Source organism: Streptococcus oralis (genome assembly GCF_001075875.1).
Taxonomy (GTDB): domain Bacteria; phylum Bacillota; class Bacilli; order Lactobacillales; family Streptococcaceae; genus Streptococcus; species Streptococcus oralis_I.
Genome location: NZ_JUOS01000072.1, coordinates 14670 through 40935, shown reverse-complemented (window position 1 = coordinate 40935; position 26266 = coordinate 14670). Strand labels below are relative to the sequence as shown.

At 36.3% G+C, this 26266-nt stretch carries 22 protein-coding genes; 16 read left to right on the top strand and 6 right to left on the bottom strand.

The genetic code is table 11. The features are described 5' to 3' along the window. Positions 1-279: 279 nt before the first annotated feature. Positions 280-822, bottom strand: coding sequence for a TetR/AcrR family transcriptional regulator (locus tag ADM33_RS04270; protein ID WP_001158257.1), 543 nt, complete (start codon positions 820-822; stop codon positions 280-282). Between the two features lie 128 nt (positions 823-950). On the opposite strand from ADM33_RS04270, the gene ADM33_RS04265 reads away from it, so the two are divergent. Continuing rightward, positions 951-3623: a YhgE/Pip domain-containing protein gene (locus ADM33_RS04265; RefSeq protein ID WP_049503311.1), complete on the top strand. Its 2673-nt coding sequence runs from the start codon at positions 951-953 to the stop codon at positions 3621-3623. Between the two features lie 31 nt (positions 3624-3654). On the opposite strand, the gene ADM33_RS04260 is transcribed toward ADM33_RS04265, so the two are convergent. Together ADM33_RS04260 and ADM33_RS04255 are read right to left on the bottom strand one after the other, a co-directional pair. Beyond that, on the bottom strand, positions 3655-6204 hold the full coding sequence (locus ADM33_RS04260) for a YfhO family protein (protein ID WP_049503310.1): 2550 nt from the start codon (positions 6202-6204) through the stop codon (positions 3655-3657). Positions 6205-6265: 61 nt separating this feature from the next. Then, positions 6266-7888, bottom strand: a complete 1623-nt coding sequence (locus ADM33_RS04255) for an ATP-binding cassette domain-containing protein (protein WP_049503309.1) — start codon at positions 7886-7888, stop codon at positions 6266-6268. 206 nt (positions 7889-8094) lie between these two features. Between ADM33_RS04255 and trpS the strand changes: the two genes are divergently transcribed. Next, a complete protein-coding gene (gene trpS / locus ADM33_RS04250) occupies positions 8095-9120 on the top strand; it encodes a tryptophan--tRNA ligase (protein ID WP_001039667.1) in 1026 nt (341 codons plus the stop codon). Between the two features lie 162 nt (positions 9121-9282). Further along, positions 9283-10761 (top strand): IMP dehydrogenase, encoded by a 1479-nt coding sequence (gene guaB / locus ADM33_RS04245; protein ID WP_016466527.1) that lies wholly within the window; start codon positions 9283-9285, stop codon positions 10759-10761. A gap of 54 nt (positions 10762-10815) precedes the next feature. Here the strand turns inward: guaB and recF are convergent, their stop codons facing one another. Continuing rightward, positions 10816-11907: a DNA replication/repair protein RecF gene (gene recF, locus ADM33_RS04240; RefSeq protein ID WP_049503308.1), complete on the bottom strand. Its 1092-nt coding sequence runs from the start codon at positions 11905-11907 to the stop codon at positions 10816-10818. A gap of 2 nt (positions 11908-11909) precedes the next feature. After that, a complete protein-coding gene (yaaA, locus tag ADM33_RS04235; protein ID WP_049503307.1) occupies positions 11910-12278 on the bottom strand; it encodes a S4 domain-containing protein YaaA in 369 nt (122 codons plus the stop codon). A gap of 161 nt (positions 12279-12439) precedes the next feature. Here yaaA and yfmF point away from each other — a divergent pair, with 161 nt between their 5' ends. The 13 genes from yfmF to tsf all read left to right on the top strand — a co-directional run bounded on the left by yfmF (position 12440) and on the right by tsf (position 25217). After that, positions 12440-13690 carry an EF-P 5-aminopentanol modification-associated protein YfmF gene (gene yfmF, locus ADM33_RS04230; protein WP_049503306.1) on the top strand — a complete coding sequence of 417 codons (1251 nt, stop codon included), beginning with the start codon at positions 12440-12442 and terminating at the stop codon, positions 13688-13690. Next, positions 13687-14970, top strand: a complete 1284-nt coding sequence (yfmH, locus tag ADM33_RS04225; protein ID WP_049503305.1) for an EF-P 5-aminopentanol modification-associated protein YfmH — start codon at positions 13687-13689, stop codon at positions 14968-14970. Before yfmF ends, yfmH begins: the two co-directional genes overlap by 4 nt. A gap of 37 nt (positions 14971-15007) precedes the next feature. After that, entirely contained in the window at positions 15008-15832 is an 825-nt protein-coding gene (rodZ, locus tag ADM33_RS04220) for a cytoskeleton protein RodZ (RefSeq protein WP_001227968.1), read from the top strand. A gap of 12 nt (positions 15833-15844) precedes the next feature. Next, positions 15845-16384 (top strand): CDP-diacylglycerol--glycerol-3-phosphate 3-phosphatidyltransferase, encoded by a 540-nt coding sequence (pgsA, locus tag ADM33_RS04215; RefSeq protein WP_049503303.1) that lies wholly within the window; start codon positions 15845-15847, stop codon positions 16382-16384. 2 nt (positions 16385-16386) lie between these two features. Continuing rightward, the gene (locus ADM33_RS04210) at positions 16387-17214 is read left to right on the top strand and encodes an energy-coupling factor ABC transporter ATP-binding protein (protein ID WP_049503302.1); all 828 of its coding nucleotides are present in this window, start codon (positions 16387-16389) and stop codon (positions 17212-17214) included. Continuing rightward, positions 17199-18038 (top strand): energy-coupling factor transporter ATPase, encoded by an 840-nt coding sequence (locus ADM33_RS04205; protein WP_049503301.1) that lies wholly within the window; start codon positions 17199-17201, stop codon positions 18036-18038. The genes ADM33_RS04210 and ADM33_RS04205 overlap by 16 nt, the downstream gene beginning before the upstream one ends. Further along, the gene (locus ADM33_RS04200; protein WP_000369587.1) at positions 18031-18825 is read left to right on the top strand and encodes an energy-coupling factor transporter transmembrane component T family protein; all 795 of its coding nucleotides are present in this window, start codon (positions 18031-18033) and stop codon (positions 18823-18825) included. The genes ADM33_RS04205 and ADM33_RS04200 overlap by 8 nt, the downstream gene beginning before the upstream one ends. A gap of 21 nt (positions 18826-18846) precedes the next feature. Then, complete coding sequence (mreC, locus tag ADM33_RS04195; protein ID WP_049503300.1) at positions 18847-19668, top strand: rod shape-determining protein MreC; 822 nt, start codon at positions 18847-18849, stop codon at positions 19666-19668. Further along, positions 19665-20159 (top strand): rod shape-determining protein MreD, encoded by a 495-nt coding sequence (gene mreD, locus ADM33_RS04190; RefSeq protein ID WP_049503299.1) that lies wholly within the window; start codon positions 19665-19667, stop codon positions 20157-20159. The genes mreC and mreD overlap by 4 nt, the downstream gene beginning before the upstream one ends. Positions 20160-20250: 91 nt before the next feature. After that, positions 20251-21468 carry a peptidoglycan hydrolase PcsB gene (gene pcsB / locus ADM33_RS04185; protein ID WP_049503298.1) on the top strand — a complete coding sequence of 406 codons (1218 nt, stop codon included), beginning with the start codon at positions 20251-20253 and terminating at the stop codon, positions 21466-21468. A 195-nt stretch (positions 21469-21663) separates the two neighbouring features. After that, positions 21664-22878 carry an aminoacyltransferase gene (locus ADM33_RS04180; RefSeq protein ID WP_049503297.1) on the top strand — a complete coding sequence of 405 codons (1215 nt, stop codon included), beginning with the start codon at positions 21664-21666 and terminating at the stop codon, positions 22876-22878. 436 nt (positions 22879-23314) lie between these two features. Continuing rightward, entirely contained in the window at positions 23315-24097 is a 783-nt protein-coding gene (gene rpsB / locus ADM33_RS04175) for a 30S ribosomal protein S2 (RefSeq protein ID WP_000268462.1), read from the top strand. Between the two features lie 79 nt (positions 24098-24176). Then, complete coding sequence (tsf, locus tag ADM33_RS04170; RefSeq protein WP_049503296.1) at positions 24177-25217, top strand: translation elongation factor Ts; 1041 nt, start codon at positions 24177-24179, stop codon at positions 25215-25217. Positions 25218-25331: 114 nt separating this feature from the next. Here tsf and cysK read toward each other — a convergent pair whose 3' ends face one another. Further along, a complete protein-coding gene (gene cysK / locus ADM33_RS04165; RefSeq protein ID WP_049503295.1) occupies positions 25332-26258 on the bottom strand; it encodes a cysteine synthase A in 927 nt (308 codons plus the stop codon). Positions 26259-26266: the final 8 nt, after the last annotated feature.

The window sequence follows — 26266 nt, the reverse complement described above, 5'->3', positions numbered from 1 at the left end:
TTGGTAGTAGCGCATGACTGTTAATCATGATGTCGTAGGTTCGAGTCCTACTGGCGGAGTCGGATGAAAGGAACACTAATTTGGTGTTCCTTTTTTTGATTCTTTGTCCGATGTAATGAGGGGGGAGGCATACCTAACATACGGATAGATAATGATTTGTGTCCGAAAATAAAACTAAGGAAATTGTATTGCATTAGTATTAGCCTAATAAGAACAACAAAATAGGCTCCATAATATCCATAGGGGGTTGATTCTCTATAACTATTATAGAGCTTTTTATTAATTTGTATCCCCTAACATTTTCATTAAAAAGTCCGTGATTTCTTGTGGACTTTCTTTTTTTCCGTGGGCAATCCAGGTTTGACAGACTCCAAAGAGAGCATTTGTTAGGTAGACGCTACTGTATTCTAATTCTACTTCATTTAGTTTGAGTTGCATAAAACGTTTTTGAAGGTCTGTGCTCAGTAGGATGTGAAGTTTATTTCTCAAGAAATTTTGAATTTCCTTGGTTCCATTTTCAGATAAAAGAGCTGCTAGAAGTGGTTCTGATTCTAAGTATTCAAATACTTCTAGAATGGCATCTCGTTTGTGATTAGCATGTTTTTGAAAGATATATTCGAAGGTATGAAATAGTTTACTTTGGTAATGTTCAATCATATCGTATTTATCTTTGTAATGAGTATAGAAACTGGAGCGGCTAATTCCAGCTTTTTGTGCTAATTTAACAGTTGTAATCTGATCGAATGGTTGTTCCATCAATAATTCTACCATAGCATTTTCGATAATGCGCTTGGTTTTTAATCGTTTATTACTCTCTTGCATGTTCCCTCCAGATGAACATTTTTAGACAATGTGTTTAAAAATAGATTTTTTATCTTGTCTTTTTATTTTTTTTATGTATAATCTATTATATCAAAAATTTAGACAAGTAGTTTAAAAAAGGAGACAATATGTTTAAAGAATGGAAAGCAATCTTTAAAAAACCGACATTTATTATTGTCATGATAGGAATTTCCTTAATTCCAGCTCTTTACAATATCATTTTCTTATCATCAATGTGGGATCCATACGGTAAACTTTCGGAGTTACCTGTAGCAATTGTTAATAAGGATCAAGCTGCTACTTATAACGATGAAAAACTCACTATTGGTGAAGACATGGTGTCTAATTTAAAAGATAGTGATAGTCTGGATTTTCATTTTGTAGATGAAGGTGAGGGAGAAAGAGGACTGCGGGATGGAGATTATTACATGGTTGTAACGTTGCCAAGTAATCTTTCTGAGAAAGCTTCTTCTATCCTTACAAATCATCCTGAACAGATGACGATTGACTATCAGACATCAAGTGGTCATAGTTTTATTGCAAGCAAGATGAGTGATTCTGCCATGATACAAATCAAACAGACTGTGGCTACTAAAGTTACTCAATCTTATACCAAAGCTTTATTTGATAAGATGGGGGATTTAAAACTTGGTTTATCTCAAGCGGCAAATGCAAGTTTACAGTTGGCTGATGGTTCGAATCAACTTTCGGATGGGAGTCAAACCTTAACAACCAATCTTCAAACCCTAGCTCAATCGAGTCTCACATTTTCTAATGGTGCTGATCAATTATCTACAGGTTTAGGAACCTATACAGCTGGTGTAAATCAGTTAAATCTTGGTCTTGGTAATTTTAATACTGGTTTAAATCAATATACCAGCGCTATTTCACAAATTGATAATGGATTAAACCAACTGAATTCACAGACACCGGCACTGGTATCAGGATTGACTCAACTTGATGCAGGCACACAAGCCTATACAGGTGGTGTTTCTCAACTCAATTCAGGATTAAATCAATTTTCACTTGGTATTGATACTTATACAAATGGAGTTCAAAGTCTATCATCAGGTGCAAATCAGATTTCTACAAAATCAGAGACTCTACGTACAGGATTAACACAACTTAATCAAGGTATTCAAGAACTTTCTACTCAATTAGATGGTGCAAACCAACAAAAAGATCAGATTAAACAATTAGCAACTAGTTTAGAGCAATTTAATCAAGCTATTCAAAATATTCAAAATATTCAAACAGCAGATAGTGGAGAGATAACACAAGTAACAAACCAGCTTTCTAGTAGTCTATCAACGATTGCAAATTCAGCACAAAGCATCATTACTTCAAATCAAGCTGAAAAAGAAACTACTTTATCAGCTATTCAATCTACGAGTGCTTATCAAAGCTTAACTCCTGAACAACAGGCAGAGATAACTTCTGTGGTTTCTAATCCATCATCTTCTGCCAGTGAGTCAGCACGAACAATTTTAACTACAGTTCAAACGTTACAATCTTCTTTAGAAAATGTAACCACTCAAACAGATAGTCTAACTCAATTAAAGAATCACTCAAGTCAATTATTACCAACTGCTTCTTCAACATTGACAAGTTTGTCAAGCGGATTAACACAGGTTCAAACAGCAATTGACGGTCAGTTATTGCCAGCTAGTCAAACTCTTGCATCTGGTATTGACAGCTATACAAAATCTGTAGACCAAGTAGCTTTAGGAGCAAGTCAGTTGAGTTCGAAAAATTCGAACTTGACAGGAAGTTTCAATAAGTTGCTACAAGGCTCTAATCAGTTGACAGAAAAATCTTCTACATTGACAGGTGCTACTGCTAAATTAGCAGCGAATGGTCCAGAATTAGCAACAGGAATTGATAAACTTGCATCAGGTGTCAACCAAGTAAACAATAAAACATCAGGTTTAACTGCTGGATTTAATCAATTACAAGCGGGTTCTCAACAATTAGCTGATAAATCAGACCAGCTAGTTTCAGGAGCAAATCAACTGGCTAATGGTTCTGAAAAAATAGCTAGTGGAGCAGATCAACTTGCTCAAGGATCTGAAATTTTACAATTAGGACTTGGAAAATTAAGTGATGGTTCAAGTCAATTAAATCAAGGTTTGACAGAGGCTGAGGGGCAATTGCAACAGGCTTCAACTGAACCAACAAATGCAGACTTACTGGCTGCTCCCTTAAGTCTTTCAAAAACTGATACGGACCAAGTAGCAGTTAATGGAATTGCCATGGCTCCGTATATGATATCAGTTGCTCTTTTTGTTGCTGCTATTTCAACTAATATGATTTTTGCTAAATTGCCTTCTGGGCGCCATCCAGAAAGTCGCTGGGCTTGGTTTAAGTCTCGCTTTGAAATTAACGGTATCATTGCTGGTTTGGCAGGAGTATTAGTTTATGGTGGAGTACATTTAATTGGACTTACTGCAGTACATGAATTCAAAACCTTAGCTTTGATCATTTTAACCAGCCTTGCTTTCATGGCGATGGTAACAGCATTGACGACCTGGAATTCTCGCCTAGGCGCCTTCTTCTCTTTAATTTTATTACTCCTTCAATTAGCATCAAGTGCAGGAACTTATCCTTTAGCTTTGACGAATCAATTCTTTAAAACTATTAATCCATGGTTACCTATGAGTTATTCAGTTTCAGGTTTACGACAAACCATTTCTATGACAGGTAATATTCATAGTCAGATTATTTTCCTTATCTTTACAGTAATGATTTTTGTTGCTTTAGGAATGCTAGCCTATCAACCTAAAAAAGCTGAAGAGGACTAAAAACTATCGACCAATTCGGTCGATAGTTTTTTTATCTAGAATATTTTTTTCTTTGAATATCATAAAAAATAAAGACAATAATAGCAATAAGAGAACAACTTGCACCACCAACAAATCCTTTTGGTAAAAAGGAAAGGGTAATAGTTCCTTCACCTTCAGGAACATCAATTTTCATAAATCCAGTTTGTGCCTGTTGAATTTGTAATTTTTTACCATTTTGGTAAGCAGACCATCCTCGGTCGTAAGGAATTGTGAAAAAGATCGATGCCTCATTCTTTATCTTATAATTTACAGTGACTTTATTTTTATAAGAGCTCACTTCTACTGGATTTTCTTTTATTTTGCGTATAGCATCCGTATATTTCTTAGTATCTAAGCGATAGAAAGTTGGAGATTCAAATGATACTTGAGCATTTCCTGGGAACTTAATCTGGATATCAAAAGTTTGTTTATGTTCTGCATATCCAAGATTAAAAAATGTAAAAACATTATCTGTGGTAAAGGATTTTTTTTCACCATTGACAATGATGTCAACTTGCTTTTTCTTATCATTTGAAAAATTTAGCTTGGTCATGGAAAGGTAAACCTGACTATTATCAGGTACTTCAATGCTGTAGCTGATAGTTGCATCTTCAGTATCAGTTCTGTTTAGATTGACAACGTTGTCATCAGAGTCTGTATAATGATTTATCGGATAAAAGTACTCTTCATTTAAGCCGGCAATTTGATTTAAAAATTGAGTTTGGTTATCAAGAGTATGGTCATTAAAAGTGACATCTTTGTAAAGAGACTGTGTAGCAAAAGCAATTGGGAGAGCGAATTGATTTTTATAAAGGGTTAGATTATCTTTTTGATAGCTTGGATGAAAACCATATTTATCTGGATAGGTTTCAGAAATATTGTAGCTGATTCCAAATAAACTATCTGCAATGATAGTATTATTTGCATAACGAAGATTAAGGTTGGTACCTGAAGATTTAAAACCCAACTTATCTAACGTTGTACTTGCAGAACGATTACGAACAGATGAAAATTGTGAGATGCCATTGTAGTTAAATTTCATGCTATCGTTTCCAGTTTGAGTTTGTAACTTTTCAGTTCGTGTAAATGTATCTGGCTGCTGTTTGGTATACTCCAAAATAGCTTCCATACTTGGAATATCTTTATTATAGGTACTACGAGAAGCAAATCCCCATTCTTTCGTAATTCCATTTAATTGAGATGAAGCATTAAAACTAACTTCACTTACTGTAAAGATCAAAATAAGAATTGAAAAGATTTTTAGAGAAATCATTTTTCGGATAAGTGCTAATAACAATAGTAAGTATACCACTAAGAACTCAATCGTTAAGAGTATATTTAATTTAGTTAGAAATGAATAATGATTTTTAAAATAAATGGTTGTCAGATAGCCAAATAAAAGGAAGGTTATTGAGAATAAAATATTCCATAATTTGATATCTTTAAATCTATCTAAAACTTCCGCAGATATATAAATCAAAAGAGTAGAGAAAATCCACGCATAGCGATGAAGAAACATATTTGGCGCGTGCATTCCTTGCCAAAATAGATCTAAGGCTTCTAGATAAAAACTAGCAATGATGATAATGAGTAGAGTTGCATAGCATAGTTTCACGTGAAACTTAATTGATTTTAATGTAAAGAATACAATTGTTAAGATAAAAGGAAGGAGGCCTACAAAAATCATTGGGATGGAACCATATTTAGTTGTATCGAAAGCACCAATGAATTGTTTAGCAAACAGATCTAGATACCAACTGGCATCTGTTTTTATTTTTGTAATAGCGGTTAATTTTTCACCATGAGTTCTTAAATCAAACAAGGTTGGGAGTGTCATGATGAAACTTGTTAAACCAGCGAGTAAGGATGTTAGGAAAAAATCAAGGAAAGAATACTTGCGACTTTTAAAATCCCAGGAAAGTTGGCAAAAATACCAAACTACCAAAAACAGGGCAGTCATATAACCAAAATAGTAATTTTGGATAAATAAAATTGACAAACTTGTAAAGTATAGAATACGTTTTTTTTCCGTTATGAGTAGATGTAAACCAGTTAAAATTAAGGGAATTAAAATAAAAACATCTAACCAGGTTTTAATCTCAAGTTGACTAACTGTAAAGCTCATTAAAGCATATGAGGTAGATAGAGCTAATCGAAGTGGGGCTGGTATATTTTTAAATAGTTTACTCAAGCTAAAAAAGGTTGACAGACCTATCAAGCCAAATTTCAACAAGGTTGAAAGATAAACTGCATCTGGCATGCTTGACACATCAAAAAAATAAACAAGAGGAGATAGAAAACTACCAAGGTAATAACTGGACAAGGCATAAAAATTGAGACCTAGACCGCTGGTAAAAGTATAAAATAGACTATCACTCCCATGTAAAATATTACGAAGATTAAGATCGAAAATAACATATTGATGAAATCCATCCCCTAATAAAGGTGAAGTATCACTATTCCAGTAGATACCTTGAGAAAGATAGACTCCGAACATAATCACTAGGGGAATGATGAAAGAAATAAGATAGGTCCAATAGTTTCTGAAAAATGTTTTCATGTTACCTCATAGAATGTTAGAAAACTCAGTTGGTTAATCCAACTGAGTTTTAAAGTATTATTTAGTCTTTCCAAAGTTCTTTGACTTTTGCTTGTACTTCAGCATTTTCTAAGAATTCATCATAGGTTTCATCGATACGGTCGATTACACCGTTTTTAGATAGGATAATAATGTGGTTAGCCAATGTTTGAATGAACTCATGGTCATGGCTGGCAAAGATGATAGATTCTTTGAAGTTTTTCAATCCATCGTTCAAACTTGAAATAGATTCCAAATCTAAGTGATTAGTAGGATCGTCAAGTACTAGAACATTTGATTTCAAAAGCATGAGTTTCGATAGCATCACGCGCACTTTTTCTCCACCTGACAAGACATTTACAGGTTTGTTAACCTCATCTCCAGAGAAGAGCATACGACCAAGGAAACCACGCAAGAAGGTATTGTCATCTTCTTCTTTACTTGCGAATTGACGGAGCCAGTCAAGAATAGATTCACCCCCAGCAAAATCAGCTGAATTGTCTTTTGGTAAGTAAGAACGACTAGTTGTAACTCCCCACTTGACAGTTCCTTCATAGTCGATATCACCCATAATAGCACGGATGAGAGCAGTTGTTTGGATATCGTTTTGTCCGATAAGAGCTGTCTTGTCACCTGGACGCAAGATAAAGCTGATGTTGTCAAGAATAGTTTCGCCATCAATCTTGACAGATAGATTTTCTACTGTCAAGAGATCGTTACCGATTTCTCGTTCAGCTTTAAAGTTGATAAATGGATATTTACGACTAGATGGCACAATTTCTTCAAGTTCAATCTTATCAAGCATTTTCTTACGTGATGTTGCTTGTCTTGATTTAGAAGCATTAGCAGAGAATCGAGCAACGAATTCTTGGAGTTGCTTAATTTTTTCTTCTGCTTTTGCATTACGGTCTGCTAGCAATTTAGCAGCAAGCTCAGAAGATTCTTTCCAGAAATCGTAGTTTCCGACATAGAGTTTAATTTTTCCAAAGTCAAGGTCGGCCATGTGAGTACATACTTTGTTTAAGAAGTGACGGTCATGGGATACGACAATAACGGTGTTATCAAAGTCAATCAAGAAATCTTCTAACCAAGTAATAGATTGGATATCAAGACCGTTGGTTGGCTCGTCTAGAAGAAGAACATCTGGTTTACCAAACAAGGCTTTAGCAAGGAGAACTTTCACTTTATCTCCATTTGCTAGTTCACTCATATTTTGGTAATGAAGATCTTCAGGGATATTCAAGTTTTGCAAGAGTTGTGAAGCTTCACTCTCAGCTTCCCAACCACCTAGTTCAGCAAATTCTCCTTCAAGCTCAGCTGCACGAACTCCATCTTCATCAGTAAAGTCTGCTTTCATATAGATAGCATCTTTTTCTTTCATGATGTTGTATAGTTTTTCATTACCCATGATAACAACATCAATAACACGTTCATCCTCATAGTCAAAGTGATTTTGACGAAGCACAGAAAGACGTTCATCAGGTCCAAGAGAAACATGACCAGTTGTAGGTTCGATATCACCAGCTAAGATTTTTAAAAATGTTGATTTACCTGCACCGTTAGCACCAATTAAACCATAGGTGTTTCCTTCTGTAAATTTGATGTTGACCTCATCAAAAAGTTTGCGATCACTAAAACGTAGTGAAACATCAGATACTGTTAGCAATTTTTTTCTCCTATTATATGTAATACTCTAATTCTACTAGAAAATCAGCAAATATTCAAATTTTTATCTGTCAATTATTTGTAAATAATGTTTACAGATAGTTTACAGTTAAGGAGTTAAAATCGTAATTATTTGATAAAAAAAATTACCTGTCTTTTTATCAAAAAAATGCTATAATTGAAAGGACCATATCAAAGGAGAATAAGATGAATAAACCCATTATTTTAACAGGAGATCGTCCAACGGGGAAATTACATATTGGGCACTACGTTGGTAGCTTAAAAAATCGTGTCTTATTACAGCAAGAAGATAAATATGACATGTTTGTTTTTTTGGCTGACCAGCAAGCTTTAACTGACCATGCAAAAGATCCACAAACTATTGTAGAGTCTATTGGGAATGTTGCTTTGGACTATCTTGCAGTGGGATTGGATCCTAACAAATCAACGATTTTCATTCAAAGTCAAATTCCAGAATTGGCAGAGTTGTCTATGTATTACATGAATCTAGTGTCTTTGGCTCGTCTGGAGCGTAATCCTACTGTAAAGACAGAAATTGCTCAGAAAGGATTTGGAGAAAGTATTCCAACTGGATTTTTAGTTTATCCAATTGCTCAAGCAGCAGATATCACAGCTTTTAAGGCTAACTATGTTCCTGTAGGTACAGACCAAAAACCGATGATTGAACAAACGCGTGAGATTGTACGTTCATTCAACCATGCCTATAATTGTGATGTTTTAGTAGAACCGGAAGGAATTTATCCTGAAAATGAAGGAGCAGGTCGCTTACCTGGTCTTGATGGAAATGCCAAAATGTCTAAATCGCTTAATAATGGTATCTACTTGTCAGATGATGCAGATACTTTGCGTAAGAAAGTAATGAGTATGTATACAGATCCAGATCACATTCGTGTCGAGGATCCAGGTAAGATTGAAGGAAATATGGTTTTCCATTATTTAGATGTTTTCGGACGTCCTGAAGATGCTCAAGAAATTGCTGACATGAAAGAGCATTATCAACGTGGAGGTTTAGGTGATGTAAAGACTAAACGTTATCTACTGGAAATCCTAGAACGTGAACTTGGTCCAATCCGTGAACGTCGCCTTGAATATGCCAAAGATATGGGTGAAGTGTATAATATGCTTCAAAAAGGTAGTGAAAAAGCTCGAGAAGTTGCTGGCCAAACGCTATCAGAAGTAAAATCAGCAATGGGTCTAAATTACTTTCATTAATAGATAAAATACGAACTCTAAAACTATCTCTTCTTTAAAGTTAAAGGGATAGTTTTTTTACAGTATCTATTATCAATATAATTGACAAATTTTCATAGAATGGTATGATAGATACAATACAAAAAGCGTCAAGCTCAAAAAGAAAGAAAAGAGGAAACTTCAATGTCTAATTGGGACACTAAATTTTTGAAAAAAGGTTTTACCTTTGATGATGTATTGCTTATTCCAGCAGAGAGTCATGTATTGCCTAATGATGCGGATTTAACAACAAAATTGGCAGATAATTTGACTTTAAATATCCCAATTATTACAGCAGCCATGGATACTGTAACAGAAAGCCAAATGGCTATTGCTATTGCGCGTGCAGGTGGTCTTGGTGTTATCCATAAAAATATGTCTATTGAGCAGCAGGCAGATGAAGTTCGTAAGGTAAAACGTTCTGAAAATGGTGTTATCATTGATCCATTCTTCTTGACTCCAGAGCATACAATTGCAGAAGCAGATGAACTCATGGGACGTTACCGTATCAGTGGTGTTCCAGTGGTTGAAACTCTTGAAAATCGTAAATTGGTTGGTATTTTAACAAACCGAGACCTTCGTTTTATTTCAGATTACAATCAACCAATCTCAAATCATATGACCAGCGAGAATCTTGTTACTGCTCCTGTTGGAACAGATCTTGAAACAGCTGAGAGCATTCTTCAGGAACACCGTATTGAAAAACTTCCTTTGGTTGATGAAGATGGTCGACTTTCTGGCTTGATTACGATTAAAGACATTGAAAAAGTAATCGAATTTCCAAATGCTGCAAAAGATGAGTTCGGTCGTCTTCTAGTTGCTGGTGCGGTAGGTGTAACTTCTGATACTTTTGAACGTGCTGAAGCACTTTTTGAAGCGGGAGCAGATGCAATTGTCATCGATACAGCACATGGACACTCAGCGGGTGTACTTCGTAAAATCGCTGAAATCCGTGCTCATTTCCCAGACCGTACACTAATTGCTGGGAACATCGCTACTGCTGAAGGTGCGCGTGCCCTTTATGATGCAGGTGTTGACGTTGTTAAAGTCGGTATTGGCCCAGGTTCAATCTGTACAACTCGTGTTATTGCTGGTGTAGGAGTTCCCCAGGTAACAGCAATTTACGATGCAGCAGCAGTTGCTCGTGAATATGGCAAAACAATTATCGCTGATGGTGGAATCAAGTATTCTGGAGATATTGTAAAAGCCCTAGCTGCTGGAGGAAACGCAGTTATGCTTGGATCAATGTTTGCAGGAACAGATGAAGCTCCAGGAGAAACTGAAATCTTCCAAGGACGTAAGTTCAAGACATACCGTGGTATGGGTTCAATCGCTGCTATGAAGAAGGGTTCAAGTGACCGTTACTTCCAAGGCTCAGTCAATGAAGCAAACAAACTTGTTCCAGAAGGAATTGAAGGACGTGTTGCATATAAAGGAGCAGCAGCTGATATCGTATTCCAAATGATTGGTGGTATCCGATCTGGTATGGGTTACTGTGGCGCAGCTAACCTTAAAGAATTGCATGACAATGCTCAATTTATCGAAATGTCAGGTGCCGGTCTAAAAGAAAGCCATCCACACGATGTGCAAATTACAAATGAAGCACCAAACTACTCAATGTAATAAAAAATCTCCTGTAAAACAGGAGATTTTTTATTGTTTACGCCAATGTAAATATCAGTTTACAGATAATTGACCATTCTTTACAGTAAATATACTGAGATTATCAGGTAAGTTTTGAAGATGCTCTAAACTAGTTGTTGTAATAAAGGTTTGAATATTTTGAGATATAGTTTCTAATAATTTAAGTTGACGAGTATTGTCAAGTTCACTCATAACATCGTCAAGTAAAAGTATAGGCGATTCTTTTGTAATGCTCTCCATTAATTCGATTTCAGCTAGTTTAATAGAAAGAACAAGGCTACGATGTTGTCCTTGACTTCCAAAGCTTGCGTCCATTCCATTGATTAAGAAAATCATATCATCCCGATGAGGACCAACTCCAGTATTCTTTTTAAATAAATCTCTTGATTTACTTTTTTGAAGTGCTGCATAGAAAGATTCTGCTAGTTTTTCCTTGTCAGTGAAATTTACAGATGGTTGATAACGAATTGACAATTCTTCTAATTGGTCCGAAATATCAAAGTGTTTTTTACGACCAAAAGATTCCATTTTTTTTATAAATTCTTCTCTGTGGACCATCACCCGACAACCGTAGTCTACTAGCTGGTCATCTAGAACAGATAAAAATGTTTCGTCAATCTGATTTGCTGACTTTAAGTAGGTATTTCTTTGTTTAAGCACATGATTGTAGCTTGACAAATCTGACAAGTATATGGGTTTGATTTGTCCTAGTTCCATATCTATAAACTTACGTCGGATAGCTGGTGCTCCTTTGACAAGTTGTAAATCTTCGGGTGCAAATAGAACAACATTCATGTGTCCAATATAGTCAGATAGCCGAGCTTGCTTTAAGTGATTGACCTTAGTAATACGACCTTTTGTGGTCAAGTCAATCTCAAGTGGTACAGTAGCCGTTCGTTTTTGAAGAATTCCAGAAACTTGAAGCTGCTCTTCTTCAAATCGGATTAAATTCTTGTCTGTCTTTGTCCGATGACTTCTAGTTAAAGCTAAAAAGTAAATACTTTCCAGAAGATTGGTTTTTCCTTGAGCATTTCGACCCACAAATACATTTAATTTAGGATTAAATTCAATTTCGGTATCCTGATAGTTTCTAAATTGCTTGATGGATAAGTTTTTTAGCCACATACTTATCTACCTGGGAAACGTGGTGCACTTTTTGTTTTAGCTTTCGGGGTCTTTTTTGTTGGCTTTTTTTTGACCGTCTTATTCATTTCTTTGATAAGTTTAGCCACACGTTCTTTCTCAAGTTTTTCTTGGAGATATTCTTCCTGTTCTTCTAAGCTCGGTTGCGTCAGAATGATTTGGATTTTCATATCAGGAATGTCGATGGAGTCCCCGATTCTTACTTTTTTCCCACGACGATTTTCCAATTCGCCATTAAAGTAGACAAGATGGTCAGCTAAAAAGGATTTAATGGCTCCGCCACTGTGTATAATACCAAGTTCTTTCAAGAGAGCTTGGAGAGTGATAAATTCTTCAAATAATTTGTATTCCATAGTTCACCTCAATCTTTGGTATTATACCATATTTTACCTTGAAATGGCAGAGATAAATTCGTTAGAAATGAAAGCGATTTTAATTCTAAAAGGGGTAAAGAGAACAAGAAAAATTTCTCTTTTCATGGTATAATAGAACTCTATGTAGAAGGAGGTAAGCGATGGAGTTAGTACCTGGAATTGCAGTGCATTTTATCCAATCAAAAAAATTTAAAACTAATAAAATTACTGTGCGTTTCACAGCTCCATTGTCTTTGGATTCAATTTCAAGTCGCATGTTAAGTGCCAGTATGCTTGAAACTGCCAACCAAAGTTATCCAACTGCTCAACTGTTTCGAAAACGTTTAGCAACCTTGTATGGAACTGATTTGTCAGCGCACGCCTATCGAAGAGGACAAAGTCATCTTGTGGATTTGAGTATTTCCTATGTGCGTGATGAATTTTTAAGTAAGAAAAACGTATTAACTTCTCAAATTTTAGAATTATTGCACCAGGTTCTGTTTACACCATTGTCGGATGAGGATGGATTTGAGAAAAATGCTTTTGACATCGAGAAAAAACAGATCTTATCAAGGCTAGAATCAGAATTGGAAGACCCATTCTTCTTTGCACATAAAGAGTTAGATCAATTGTTTTTCCAAGAAGAATCAATGCAGCTAGTTCCTAAAGATTTGATTTCTAGAATTTCAGAAGAGACTCCAGAAACATGTTTTTCAAGCTATCATAAAATGTTAAAAGAAGACCAAATAGATATTTTCTTCTTGGGTGATTTTAATGAAATTGAAGTTTTAGAGTTTTTACATAAATTTCCTTTAATAGGTCGTAAATCAGCTGTAAACATTCAATATCAGCAACCCTATTCTAATATTCTTAGAGAAGGTATTGTTAGAAAGAGATTAGGACAGTCTGTTTTAGAGATGGGCTACCATAGTTCAGTGGCATACGGTGATGAAGCACAGATGGCAGTGCTTCTTGTCAATGGTCTTTTAGGAGCCTTTCCTCATTCGAAACTGTTTACCCAAGTGCGAGAAAAGGAAGGTCTGGCCTATACTGTATCGAGTCATTTGGATCTTTTTAGTGGATTTTTACGATTGTTTGCTGGAATCGATCGGCAAAATCGAAATAAAGTAAGAAAATTGATGAATCATCAGTTGCTTGATATAAAAAATGGCAAGTTTACAGATAAGGAAATTGATCAGACCAAACAAATGATTCGTCGATCCTTACTACTAGCTCAGGATAATCAAGATTCTATTGTCGATAAATATTATCTGTCAACTTTTTTTGGGAAAGCGAATCTTGATACAAAAACTTTAATCGATAAGCTTGAACAAATTGATAGAGAAGCCATTTGTGAAGCAGCAAATAGTTTTAAGTTGCAGGCTATTTATTTTATGGAAGGAGCAGAATGACCAGACCTACTTTTCAAAAGAAATATTATCCTGCTGTAAAAGAAACTTTGTATCAAACTAGATTAGAAAATGGTTTGACAGTTACTTTACTACCTAAAAAGGATTTTAACGAGGTTTATGGAGTTGTGAGTGTCCAAGTCGGTTCTATTGACACAAGGTTTACAGTAGATGATAAGGGCTTGCAACAATATCCTCAAGGGATCGCTCATTTCTTAGAGCATAAGCTTTTTGAAAGAGAAGATTCTGGAGATGTTATGGCAGCTTTTACAGAGCTAGGGGCTGAAAGTAATGCCTTTACGAGCTTTACAAATACTAGCTATCTTTTCTCGACTTCTGAAAATGTTCTAGAGTGCTTAGATTTGCTTGAAGAACTTGTCACTACTTTCAATATGACTGAAGAATCAGTGGAGCGCGAAAAGGACATCATTCAGCAGGAAAGAGAAATGTATCAGGATGATCCGGATTCTTGTCTATTTTTCAATACTCTCGCAAATCTCTATCCAGAAAGTCCTTTAGCTTCAGATATTGTTGGCAGTGAAAACTCTATTGATACTATTTGTTTGGAGGATTTAGAAGAGAACTTTAAAGAGTTTTACATACCTGTCAATAGTAATATCTTTTTAGTGGGGAATTTTGATTTTGAACTGCTTGAAGATTATTTTGCTAAGAAATCTCATCCTCAAGAAAAAAAACATGAGTTTAAGAGAGAAAAAATACCTTTACATCCTGTAAAGACTACTGAAAGTATACGGATGGACGTGGCTTCTCCAAAATTAGCGATTGGTATTAGAGGAAATAAAGATATTGGAAATCTAGATCAGTATCGTTATCATCTTTTATTGAAATTGTTGTTTACAATGATGTTTGGTTGGACTTCACAAAGATTTCAAAAATTATATGAGACAGGTAAACTGGATGCTTCCCTGTCTCTAGAAATAGAAGTTGATCCTCGTTTCCATTTTGTGATATTAACAATGGATACAAAGGAACCTGTGGCACTTTCTCATCAATTTCGTAAAGCTATTCGCAATTTTATGAAAGATGAAGATGTAACTGAGGATCACTTGGATATTGTAAAAACTGAGATGTATGGAGAATTTCTTCATAGTATGGATTCCCTAGAATACATTGCCACTCAGTATCACCCAACTGAGACAGGCTTGACCCTGTTTGACCTTCCTAAACTTTTGCAGGAAATTACTTTAGAAGATGTTCTAGAAGCAGGACATGATTTGATAGATAATAGCGATATGGTTGATTGTACAATTTTCCCGATATAATCGCTAGAAAATACACTAGAAAGAAGGAATGTTAAGTATGAGAAAAAAAACAATTGGTGAGGTCTTACGTCTTGCAAGAATTAACCAAGGACTGAGCTTAGAAGAATTGCACAGAAAGACAGATATTCAGCTGGATTTGTTGGAGGCAATGGAGTCAGATGATTTTGACAAACTACCGAGTACTTTTTATGCTCGTTCATTTTTGAGAAAGTATGCTTGGGCTGTTGAATTAGATGAAAATATCGTTCTAGATGCCTATGATTCGGGAAGTATGATTACTTATGAAGAAGTTGATGTAGATGAGATTGAACTTTCAGGACGTAGACGGTCTAATCGAAAGAAAAATTCATTTCTCCCGCTATTTTACTTTGTTCTTTTTTCTTTATCAATTTTAATTTTTGTAACCTACTATGTGTGGAATTATATTCAAACCCAACCAACTGCGTCTTCTGCAGCAACTTATAGTGTTGTGAGTTCAACAAGTAGCTCTAGTAGTGTAGCATCAAGTAGTAGTCAAGCTACTAGTTCATCAAGTTCGAGCGAGGCAACTACTTTGACTGTTTCAGGTCAGGGAGATGCTTTATCAGTGGAATATAAGACATCTAAAGATTCTGCGGAGCTTCAATTATCTGTTACAGATGCAACAAGCTGGATTAGTGTTTCGGATACTGATTTAGCAGGAGGAGTGACTCTTGAACCTAATAATAAAATAGCTAAAACAACCATTTCTAAAGGATCTCCAGTAACCATAACATTGGGTGTTGTTAAAGGAGTGTCAGTGAAAATTGATAATAAGGAAATTGACACTTCAAAATTAACTGGTCAAACTGGTTGGATTACTCTAACATTAAGTTCAAACTAAAGGAAGGATAACATGAAAAAAGAGAATATTCCTAATATGCTTACGCTTGGTAGAATTTTATTTATTCCGATTTTTATTCTCCTTCTATCAGTTGGACCATCTCCACTGTTACATAAAATAGCAGCAGTTATTTTTGCTATTGCCAGTATCACTGATTATCTAGATGGTTATTTAGCTAGAAAATGGCAAGTGGTTAGTAATTTCGGAAAGTTTGCAGATCCAATGGCTGATAAATTATTGGTCATGTCAGCCTTTATCATGTTGGTCGGTCTAAAGATGGCACCAGCTTGGGTGGTAGCAGTTATTATCTGCCGTGAACTTGCAGTCACTGGTTTGCGCTTGCTCTTAGTTGAAACAGGGGGTACCGTTCTAGCTGCTGCTATGCCTGGAAAAATCAAGACATTTAGTCAGATGTTTGCGATAATATTCTTGCTACTTCACTGGAATGTGCTTGGTCAGATAACTCTTTATATTGCCTTGTTCTTCACAGTTTATTCTGGTTATGATTATTTCAAGGGAAGCGCATATTTGTTTAAAGGAACCTTTCGTTAGATATGGAATCGATTATTGAGATAAAATACCTGTCTTTTAGATATCAGGCAGATCAAGAACATTATGATGTTCATAATATTTCGTTTCACGTGAAACGTGGAGAATGGTTGTCAATCGTTGGTCATAATGGTAGTGGAAAATCAACGACAGTTCGCTTGATTGATGGTTTGCTCGAGGCTGAATCCGGAGAAATTTGGATAGACGGTGATTGCCTAACTCCAGAAAATGTCTGGGAAAAAAGACGTAAGATTGGTATGGTCTTTCAAAATCCTGATAACCAATTCGTAGGAGCAACTGTTGAAGACGACGTTGCTTTTGGACTGGAAAATCAAGGAATCCCACTTGAAGAGATGAAGAAACGCGTTTCTGAAGCTTTATCATTAGTTGGGATGGCTGAATTTGCTAAAAAGGAACCAGCTCGCTTGTCAGGAGGTCAGAAACAGAGGGTAGCTATTGCAGGTGTTGTTGCTCTGCGACCAGATATTTTAATCTTGGATGAGGCTACAAGTATGTTGGACCCTGAGGGACGATTAGAGTTGATTAAGATAGTCCAGAAGATTCGCCATGACCATCAGATGACAGTCATCTCCATTACGCATGATTTGGATGAGGTGTCCATGAGTGATAGAGTTTTGGTGATGAAAAAAGGAGAAGTCGAGTCAACTAGCACTCCTAGAGAGTTATTTTCTAGATCAGATTTAGATCAAATTGGCTTAGATCAACCCTTTGTCAACCAATTAAAACAATCACTGCGTGATAATGGCTTAAAATTACCAGAGCACTACCTGACCGAGGAGGAGCTCGAGGAGGCTTTATGGGAATTATTCTAGACAATGTTAGTTATACATATCAGGAAGGGACACCCTTTGCTTCAGCTGCTTTGTCAGATGTCAGTTTGACCATAGAAGATGGTTCCTATACTGCTATTATTGGGCATACAGGAAGTGGGAAATCAACAATTTTGCAGCTTTTAAATGGTTTGCTAGTTCCCACAGAGGGAAGTGTTCGTGTCTTTGATGCTTTGATTACATCAACATCTGTTAATAAGCAAATTCGTCAAATTCGTAAACAAGTTGGGTTGGTGTTTCAGTTTGCAGAGAATCAAATTTTTGAGGAAACTGTCCTAAAAGATGTGGCTTTTGGCCCTCAAAATTTTGGAGTTTCTGTAGAAGAGGCAGAAGCTATTGCGCGTGAAAAACTAGCTTTAGTAGGAATCGATGAATCACTCTTTGAACGAAGTCCATTTGAACTCTCAGGTGGACAAATGAGACGGGTTGCTATTGCTGGAATTTTGGCAATGGAGCCTAGCATTTTGGTCTTAGATGAGCCAACAGCTGGTTTGGACCCAATTGGTCGAAAAGAGTTGATGACCTTGTTTAAAAAGCTTCATCAAGATGGCATAACAATTGTTTTAGTAACCCACCTTATGGATGATGTGGCCGAATTTGCTGACCAAGTTTATGTGATGGAAAAAGGGAAACTAGTTAAGGGTGGGAAACCAAGTCTTGTCTTTCAAAATGTCGAATTTATGGAAAAAATCCAATTGGGTGTTCCTAAAATCACACGATTTGCTCAAAGGCTAGTTGACAGAGGAATTTCTTTCGAACAATTGCCGATAACGATAGAGGAGTTTAAGGAGTTTATCAATGGATAATATGATTTTAGGTCGATACATACCAGGAAATTCGATTATTCATCGTCTAGATCCTCGTAGTAAGTTAGTAGCAATGATTTTATTGATCATCATCGCCTTTTGGGCCAATAATCCAATTACAAATCTCATACTCTTCATTGCAACAGGCATATTTGTCGTTTTATCAGAAGTTCCCTTATCTTTTTTTATAAAAGGTTTGCGATCTATGTTTTTTCTGATTGCTTTTACAACCCTTTTTCAACTGTTCTTTATCTCTGGTGGTCACGTCTTGTTCGAGATGGGATTTATAAAAATCACAAGCTATGGTATTGAGCAGGCAGGAATTATTTTTTGTCGCTTTGTGTTGATTATTTTTTTCTCAACCTTGCTAACCTTGACGACTATGCCACTAAGTTTGGCAACAGCAGTTGAATCCTTGCTTGGACCTTTAAAAAGATTTAAAGTTCCAGTTCATGAGATTGGGCTCATGTTGTCTATGAGTTTGCGATTTGTACCAACCTTGATGGATGATACGATTCGCATTATGAATGCTCAAAAGGCGCGTGGTGTTGATTTTGGAGAAGGAAATGTAATCCAAAAAGTTAAGGCTATGATTCCTATTCTGATTCCTTTATTTGCTACGAGTTTGAAACGAGCGGATTCTCTTGCTACAGCCATGGAAGCTAGAGGCTATCAAGGCGGGAATGGACGCAGTCAGTATCGACAGTTAAATTGGATGAACAGAGACAGTATAGCGCTATTATTTGTTTGTGTATTGGGTGCAATTCTATTTTTGCTAAAATCTTAGAATGTAATATAAGGTAGAGGTATGAACCGTTTTAAAAAATCAAAATATATCATTGTTCTATTTGTCGTTGTATTAGTAGTATCCGTTTTTTTAGTGACAACACAATCAAGTGCAGTTGTAACAAAAGCTGGAGATGGAATTTCATTAGTCGATAGAATAGTGCAAAAGCCTTTTCAATGGCTTTCTTCCGTAAAATCTGATTTAGGTCGTTTGACCAGAACCTATAACGAGAATGAAACTCTCAAAAAAGAACTCTATCAGATGAAGAAGGAAACGAATGAAGCAGACAGTCTGAAGGAAGAAAATGAGCAACTACGCCAGTTATTGGATATGAAGTCAAAATTGAATGCAACCAAGTTAATTGCTTCTGACGTCATCATGAGAACTCCTGCAACCTGGAAACAAGAGTTGACAATTGATGCAGGTTCTCAACAAGGCGTGACAAGCAATATGCTTGTTATAGCTGGTGGGGGACTGATTGGAAGCGTGGGAAAGGTTGAAGATAACTCTACTGTGGTCAACTTATTGACCAACGCGGAAAATACGGAGAAAATATCCGTTAAAATCCAACACAGTTCTACTAGTATATATGGCATTATCATTGGGTACGACAAAGAAAAAGACTTGCTTAAAATAAGCCAGTTAAATAGTAGTAGTGATATCAGTCAAGGAGACAAGGTAGTAACAGGAGGTCTGGGTAACTTTAAAACAACAGATATTCCCGTAGGAGAGGTTGTATCAGTTACCCATAGTAGTGATTATCTAACAAGAGAAGTTATGGTCAAACTCAATGCTGATCCAATGAACCTAAAAGTCGTAGAATTAGTGGGGAATCCATCATGAGACTGTTGAAGCAGATAGGGATGTTTTTACTCTTGCCTATAGTTGTCTTAATAGACAGTCATTTAGGGCAATTTGTAAATAGTTTTTTTCCACATTTTCAAATTGTGAGCCACTTTATCTTCATCTTCTTGTTGTTTGAAACTATTGAAGTATCGGAGTATCTATTTTTAGTTTATTGCTTATTTATTGGTCTTATATACGATATTTATTTTTTCCATTTAGTAGGTATTGCTAGTCTTCTTTTTGTGATTATTGGTGCAATTATTTATAAAAATAATGCGCTCATTTTATCAAATAGATGGACTAGACTATTAGCTATTTTAATGATGACTTTCTCTTTTGAATTTGGCAGTTTTCTTCTAGCGCAAATGATTGGCTTAACTGCTGAAAGTATAACAGTTTTTATCGTTTATGGTCTAGTTCCATCAATGATATTAAACTGTCTATGGATGTTAATTTTTCAGTTTATTTTTGAAAAAATATATCTATAAGAAAGAAACAAAACTGTAATAAAGGCGTAATATTTATTAGGCCTTTTTTTGATATACTAGTATTGTTTTAAAAGAAGGAGTATTCACACTTATGAAGAAAAAAATCCTAGCATCACTTTTGTTAAGTACAGTATTGGTCTCACAAGGAGCTGTTCTTTCAAGTGTTAAAGCAAATACAACAGATGAAAAGATTGCTGCTCAAGATAGTAAAATTAGTAACTTGACAGCTCAACAGAAAGAAGCTCAAAAACAAGTAGACGAAATTCAAACTAAAGTTTCAGCTATTCAATCAGAGCAAGAAAAATTACAATCTGAAAACGAAAAACTTCAAGAAGAATCTAAAAAACTTGAAGGTGAAATCGCAGAGCTTTCAAAAAATATCGTAGCACGTAATGAATCACTTGAAAATCAAGCTCGTAGTGCACAAACGAACGGAACTGCTACAAGTTATATCAATACGATTATTAACTCTGACTCAATTACAGAAGCTATTTCTCGTGTAGCAGCTATGAGTGAAATCGTATCAGCAAACAATAAAATGTTGCAGCAACAAAAAGAAGATAAGAAAGCTATTTCTGAAAAACAAGTTGCAAACAACGAAGCAATCAATACAGTCATTGCTAACCAACAAACGCTTGCTGACGATGCTCAAGCTTTGACAACAAAACAAGCAGAATTGAAAGTAGCTGAGTTAAATCTTGCAGCTGAAAAAGCTACAGCAGAAAATGAAAAAGCTAGCTTGTTAGAGAAAAAAGCAGCAGCAGAGGCAGAAGCCAAAGCAGCAGCAGAGGCAGAAGCAGCTTATAAAGCTAAACAAGCAAGTCAACAACAGACAGTTGCTGCTTCAGCAAATACAACCTTTGCTGCACAAGTACAAGCAACTTCAAGTTCTTCATCATCTTCATCATCAGATGATGACTCAAGTTACACACCTGCACCAACTCCTGTAAGCCAACGTCCTACATATAGTACAAACGCTTCAAGTTACCCTGTAGGTCAATGTACATGGGGTGCTAAGACTTTGGCTCCATGGGCTGGTGATTACTGGGGAAATGGTGGTCAATGGGCTGCAAGTGCAGCGGCTGCAGGTTTCCGTACAGGTTCTACACCACAAGTTGGAGCAATTGCTTCATGGGATGATGGAGGATACGGACATGTAGCAGTTGTTACAGCAGTTGAATCATCAACTCGTATTCAAGTTTCTGAATGTAACTATGATGGTAGTGGAACTCAACCAATCGGAAATTATCGTGGATGGTTTAATCCGACAGCATCAAGAGGTACTGTAAGATACATTTATCCAAACTAATATATTAATTATTATGAAATTTAGGGTGAGGTTTTATTAATCTCACCCTTTGTATAGTATTAATAAAAAATTTTCATCAGAATGTTTTTGTCATTATGGAATTAAAGATGGGATGAAAATTATCGGATATGTAGCTAGGATAAGTATGTTTATCTAACGAAATAATATGTTTTTAAGAGAGTTGGTACTGGAATTATGTTTACTTATAAAATGAATGTTGATGTTCAAGAGTGGGATTTATTTTTAGAAAATCATCCTCAAGGGAATTTATTGCAGAGTAGTGATTGGGCCAAGATAAAGGATACTTGGGGGAATGAGAGAGTTGGATTTTATAAAGAAAATCAACTAGTTGGAGTAGCGAATATCTTAATTCAGCCTCTTCCATTAGGATTTTCCATGTTCTATATTCCAAGAGGCCCAGTTATTAATTATGAAGATAAAGAACTTCTGAAATTTGTGATTTTAACATTGAAAAAAATTGCTAAAAAAAGCAATGCAATAATGGTTAAATTTGATCCAAGCCTTTTTATCAGTCGAAGTCTGATCGACCAAAAAACTATTCAAAATTCTAAAACTTTTGAAATTGTTGAGGAATTGCAAAAAAATAAAGTTCATTGGACAGGATTGACAAAGGATATGGCAGAAAACATACAACCTCGTTTTCAAGCTAATATTCATAAAGAAAACTTCTCGCTGGATCAACTGTCCAAATCTACTCGACAGGCAATCCGAACTGCAAGAAATAAAGGATTGGAAGTGAAATTCGGTGGACTTGATTTATTAGATGAATTTTCATTTTTAATGAAGAAAACAGAGTCTCGTAAGAATATCAGTTTACGAGGAAAAGATTATTATCAGAAGTTATTGACTACTTATCCTGATCATTCCTTTATCACACTGAGCTATTTAGATTTACCTAATAGACTGAAAGAAGTTGAGCAGCAACTCGAAAAAAATCTTAAAATAGCGCAGAAATTCACTGATAAAACGAAAGAAGGTAAAATAAAAGAGAATCAGCAAGAGAGAAAACGATTAGAGGAAGAAATTTCTTTTCTTAAGAGTCATATTGATAGAGGGAACAGTGTCGTTCCATTGTCTGGAACTTTGACCATCGAATTTGGGAAAACTTCTGAGAACTTATATGCTGGAATGAATGAGGAATTTAGACATTATCAACCTGCTATTCCAACATGGTTTGAGACTGCTCAACATTCATTTGAACGCGGGGCAGAGACTCATAATATGGGTGGAATTGAAAACAACTTAGAGGGTGGGTTATTTAATTTTAAATCTAAGTTTAATCCCACTATCGAGGAATTTGCTGGTGAGTTTAATTACCCAACTAGCTCATTGTATTTCTTATTTAATATAGCCTATAAAATCCGTAAGAAACTTCGAAGTAGCAAGTAGAAAGTCAAAGACTTATTGGCAAGTTTAATCTTTAGTAATTGTTTTTTTGATAACATAGAGTATGAAGATATGATACTTGCTATAAAAAAATATAAAGTAGATTCTTTCATATCAAAACATTTAAGTTATCAACTCGAAATATTTTGTATTTATCTGAGTCTCAACATAAGCGGTTATTGCACATTTAGCAGTAACCAATTTATGTTGGGATGTTTTTTATTTAAAGTTGATAAATTTTTTTAAAATTTCAGTTGGGAAGTTACGTTATGAAGGAAAAACTAGCACAATTACTTGAAAAAAAGGTTCAACTATGATATAATGTAACTTGTCGTGTAAACGATAATACTCATTCTTGATGAATTGTGAAGCTGTTGCCTTCGGGTCGTTTTGCAAGCTGAAATCAAGAAGAGGAAAAAAACAAAAAGGAGAAATACTCATGGCAGTAATTTCAATGAAACAACTTCTTGAGGCTGGTGTGCACTTTGGTCACCAAACTCGTCGCTGGAACCCTAAGATGGCTAAGTACATCTTCACTGAGCGTAACGGAATTCACGTTATCGATTTGCAACAAACTGTAAAATACGCTGACCAAGCATACGACTTCATGCGTGATGCTGCAGCTAACGATGCAGTTGTATTGTTTGTTGGTACTAAGAAACAAGCAGCTGACGCAGTTGCTGAAGAAGCAGTACGTTCAGGTCAATACTTCATCAACCACCGTTGGTTGGGTGGAACTCTTACAAACTGGGGAACAATCCAAAAACGTATCGCTCGTTTGAAAGAAATCAAACGTATGGAAGAAGATGGAACTTTTGAAGTTCTTCCTAAGAAAGAAGTTGCACTTCTTAACAAACAACGTGCACGTCTTGAAAAATTCTTGGGTGGTATCGAAGATATGCCTCGTATCCCAGATGTAATGTACGTAGTTGACCCACATAAAGAGCAAATCGCTGTTAAAGAAGCTAAAAAATTGGGTATCCCAGTTGTAGCGATGGTTGACACAAACACTGATCCAGACGATATCGATGTAATCATCCCAGCTAACGATGACGCTATCCGCGCAGTTAAGTTGATTACAGCTAAATTGGCAGACGCTATCATTGAAGGTCGCCAAGGTGAAGATGCTGTTGCAGCAGTTGAAGCAGAATTTGCAGCTTCAGAAGCTCAAGCAGACTCAATCGAAGAAATCGTTGAAGTTGTAGAAGGCGACAACGCTTAATTCATAATAAATAGTAATTACCTAGGAGGGCGGGGCTTAGCCCGGCTCTCCTATTTTTAAAAAATATAGGAGAATCAAAATGGCAGAAATTACAGCTAAACTTGTTAAAGAGTTGCGTGAAAAATCTGGTGCTGGTGTTATGGACGCTAAAAAAGCATTGGTTGAAGTGGAAGGCGATATCGAAAAAGCGATTGAATTGCTTCGCGAAAAAGGTATGGCAAAAGCAGCTAAGAAAGCTGACCGTGTTGCTGCAGAAGGTTTGACTGGTGTTTATGTTGACGGTAACGTTGCAGCAGTTGTTGAAGTAAATGCTGAAACTGACTTCGTTGCGAAAAACGCTCAATTTGTTGAGTTGGTAAACGCAACAGCTAAAGCAATCGCTGAAGGAAAACCAGCTAACAACGAAGAAGCTCTTGCTTTGACAATGCCTTCAGGTGAAACTCTTGAAGCAGCTTATGTGTCTGCAACAGCGACTATCGGAGAAAAAATCTCATTCCGTCGCTTTGCTTTGATTGAAAAAACAGATGCACAACACTTCGGAGCATACCAACACAACGGTGGACGTATCGGTGTTATCTCTGTAATCGAAGGTGGAGACGAAGCACTTGCTAAACAAATTTCAATGCACATCGCTGCTATGAAACCAACAGTTCTTTCATACAAAGAATTGGATGAGCAATTTGTTAAAGATGAGTTGGCACAATTGAACCACGTTATCGACCAAGATAATGAAAGCCGTGCTATGGTTGGTAAACCAGCTCTTCCACACTTGGCATACGGATCTAAAGCTCAATTGAGTGATGAAGTAATCGCTCAAGCTGAAGAAGCTATCAAAGCTGAATTGGCTGCAGAAGGTAAACCAGAAAAAATCTGGGATAAAATCATCCCAGGTAAAATGGATCGCTTCATGCTTGACAACACTAAAGTTGACCAAGCTTACACACTTCTTGCACAAGTTTACATCATGGATGACAGTAAGACAGTTGAAGCTTACCTTGAATCAGTTAACGCTTCAGTAGTTGAGTTCGCTCGCTTTGAAGTTGGTGAAGGTATCGAAAAAGCTGCAAACGACTTTGAAGCAGAAGTTGCAGCTACAATGGCAGCAGCCCTGAATAACTAATAAAAAAGTAAGGAAGCAAATCAGCTTCCTTTTCTTTTGGTGGAGGGGGATTCAGAGGTTTATTTTAAAAGGTGAACAAAAAGCCCTATACAAGGGCTTTTTGTATTTAGGAGACTATACTTCAAACTCATAGAGAGCTGTAGATAGGTAACGCTCACCGTTATCTGGTGCGAGAGCAAGGACTTTTTTTCCTGCTCCAAGTTTTTTAGCAACTTCAATTGCTGCATAGATAGCTGCTGCAGAAGAAATACCTACCAAGAATCCTTCTTTTCCGCCAATCTCACGACCAAGTGCGAGAGCATTGTCTGAGGTTACGCGAACGATACCATCATAAGCTTCTGTATCAAGTGTTTCTGGGATGAATCCAGCAGAGATACCTTGAATTTTGTGAGGTCCTGGTTTTTCACCTGATAAGATTGCTGATTCATCTGCCTCAACTGCAAAAACTTGAATGTTTGAATTAGCAGCCTTAAGAGCGTGAGAAACGCCAGAAATAGTTCCTCCAGTACCTACACCAGCAACAAAGGCATCTAAACCATCAGCTCCGAAATCAGCTAGAATTTCAGCTCCTGTTGTTCTTTCGTGAACTTCTGGGTTAGCTTGGTTAATAAACTGTAATGGTAGGAAACCATCACGCTCAGCAGCAATTTCCTGCGCTTTTGCAATCGCACCTTTCATTCCTTCGCTACCAGGAGTGAGGACTAGTTCAGCTCCATAAGCTTGGATAATTTTACGACGTTCGACACTCATGGTTTCAGGCATAACGATAACAACTTTATAGCCTTTAGCAGCACCAACCCATGAAAGTCCGATACCAGTATTTCCACTTGTTGCTTCCACAATAGTAGAACCTGGTTTAAGTTTACCTTCTTGTTCTGCTTTTTCAATCATACTTAGGGCGATGCGGTCTTTAACGGATGATCCTGGGTTAAAAGCTTCAAGTTTTACATAAACATCTGCTGCACCTTCGGGTACGATGTTGTTTAATTTAACAATCGGTGTTCTACCGATGAGTTCTGTGATGTTGTTATAAATAGCCATATAAGCAC

Excerpts from the sequence above, each read along its gene's own strand:
- rpsB (WP_000268462.1), top strand. The coding sequence starts at position 23,315 with ATGGCAGTAATTTCAATGAAACAACTTCTTGAGGCTGGTGTGCACTTT.
- ADM33_RS04270 (WP_001158257.1), bottom strand. The coding sequence starts at position 822 with ATGCAAGAGAGTAATAAACGATTAAAAACCAAGCGCATTATCGAAAAT.
- trpS (WP_001039667.1), top strand. The coding sequence starts at position 8,095 with ATGAATAAACCCATTATTTTAACAGGAGATCGTCCAACGGGGAAATTA.
- tsf (WP_049503296.1), top strand. The coding sequence starts at position 24,177 with ATGGCAGAAATTACAGCTAAACTTGTTAAAGAGTTGCGTGAAAAATCT.
- ADM33_RS04180 (WP_049503297.1), top strand. The coding sequence starts at position 21,664 with ATGTTTACTTATAAAATGAATGTTGATGTTCAAGAGTGGGATTTATTT.
- rodZ (WP_001227968.1), top strand. The coding sequence starts at position 15,008 with ATGAGAAAAAAAACAATTGGTGAGGTCTTACGTCTTGCAAGAATTAAC.
- yfmF (WP_049503306.1), top strand. The coding sequence starts at position 12,440 with ATGGAGTTAGTACCTGGAATTGCAGTGCATTTTATCCAATCAAAAAAA.
- cysK (WP_049503295.1), bottom strand. The coding sequence starts at position 26,258 with ATGGCTATTTATAACAACATCACAGAACTCATCGGTAGAACACCGATT.
- pcsB (WP_049503298.1), top strand. The coding sequence starts at position 20,251 with ATGAAGAAAAAAATCCTAGCATCACTTTTGTTAAGTACAGTATTGGTC.
- yaaA (WP_049503307.1), bottom strand. The coding sequence starts at position 12,278 with ATGGAATACAAATTATTTGAAGAATTTATCACTCTCCAAGCTCTCTTG.
- ADM33_RS04260 (WP_049503310.1), bottom strand. The coding sequence starts at position 6,204 with ATGAAAACATTTTTCAGAAACTATTGGACCTATCTTATTTCTTTCATC.
- ADM33_RS04205 (WP_049503301.1), top strand. The coding sequence starts at position 17,199 with ATGGGAATTATTCTAGACAATGTTAGTTATACATATCAGGAAGGGACA.
- guaB (WP_016466527.1), top strand. The coding sequence starts at position 9,283 with ATGTCTAATTGGGACACTAAATTTTTGAAAAAAGGTTTTACCTTTGAT.
- mreD (WP_049503299.1), top strand. The coding sequence starts at position 19,665 with ATGAGACTGTTGAAGCAGATAGGGATGTTTTTACTCTTGCCTATAGTT.
- ADM33_RS04210 (WP_049503302.1), top strand. The coding sequence starts at position 16,387 with ATGGAATCGATTATTGAGATAAAATACCTGTCTTTTAGATATCAGGCA.
- ADM33_RS04265 (WP_049503311.1), top strand. The coding sequence starts at position 951 with ATGTTTAAAGAATGGAAAGCAATCTTTAAAAAACCGACATTTATTATT.
- yfmH (WP_049503305.1), top strand. The coding sequence starts at position 13,687 with ATGACCAGACCTACTTTTCAAAAGAAATATTATCCTGCTGTAAAAGAA.
- mreC (WP_049503300.1), top strand. The coding sequence starts at position 18,847 with ATGAACCGTTTTAAAAAATCAAAATATATCATTGTTCTATTTGTCGTT.
- recF (WP_049503308.1), bottom strand. The coding sequence starts at position 11,907 with ATGTGGCTAAAAAACTTATCCATCAAGCAATTTAGAAACTATCAGGAT.
- ADM33_RS04200 (WP_000369587.1), top strand. The coding sequence starts at position 18,031 with ATGGATAATATGATTTTAGGTCGATACATACCAGGAAATTCGATTATT.
- pgsA (WP_049503303.1), top strand. The coding sequence starts at position 15,845 with ATGAAAAAAGAGAATATTCCTAATATGCTTACGCTTGGTAGAATTTTA.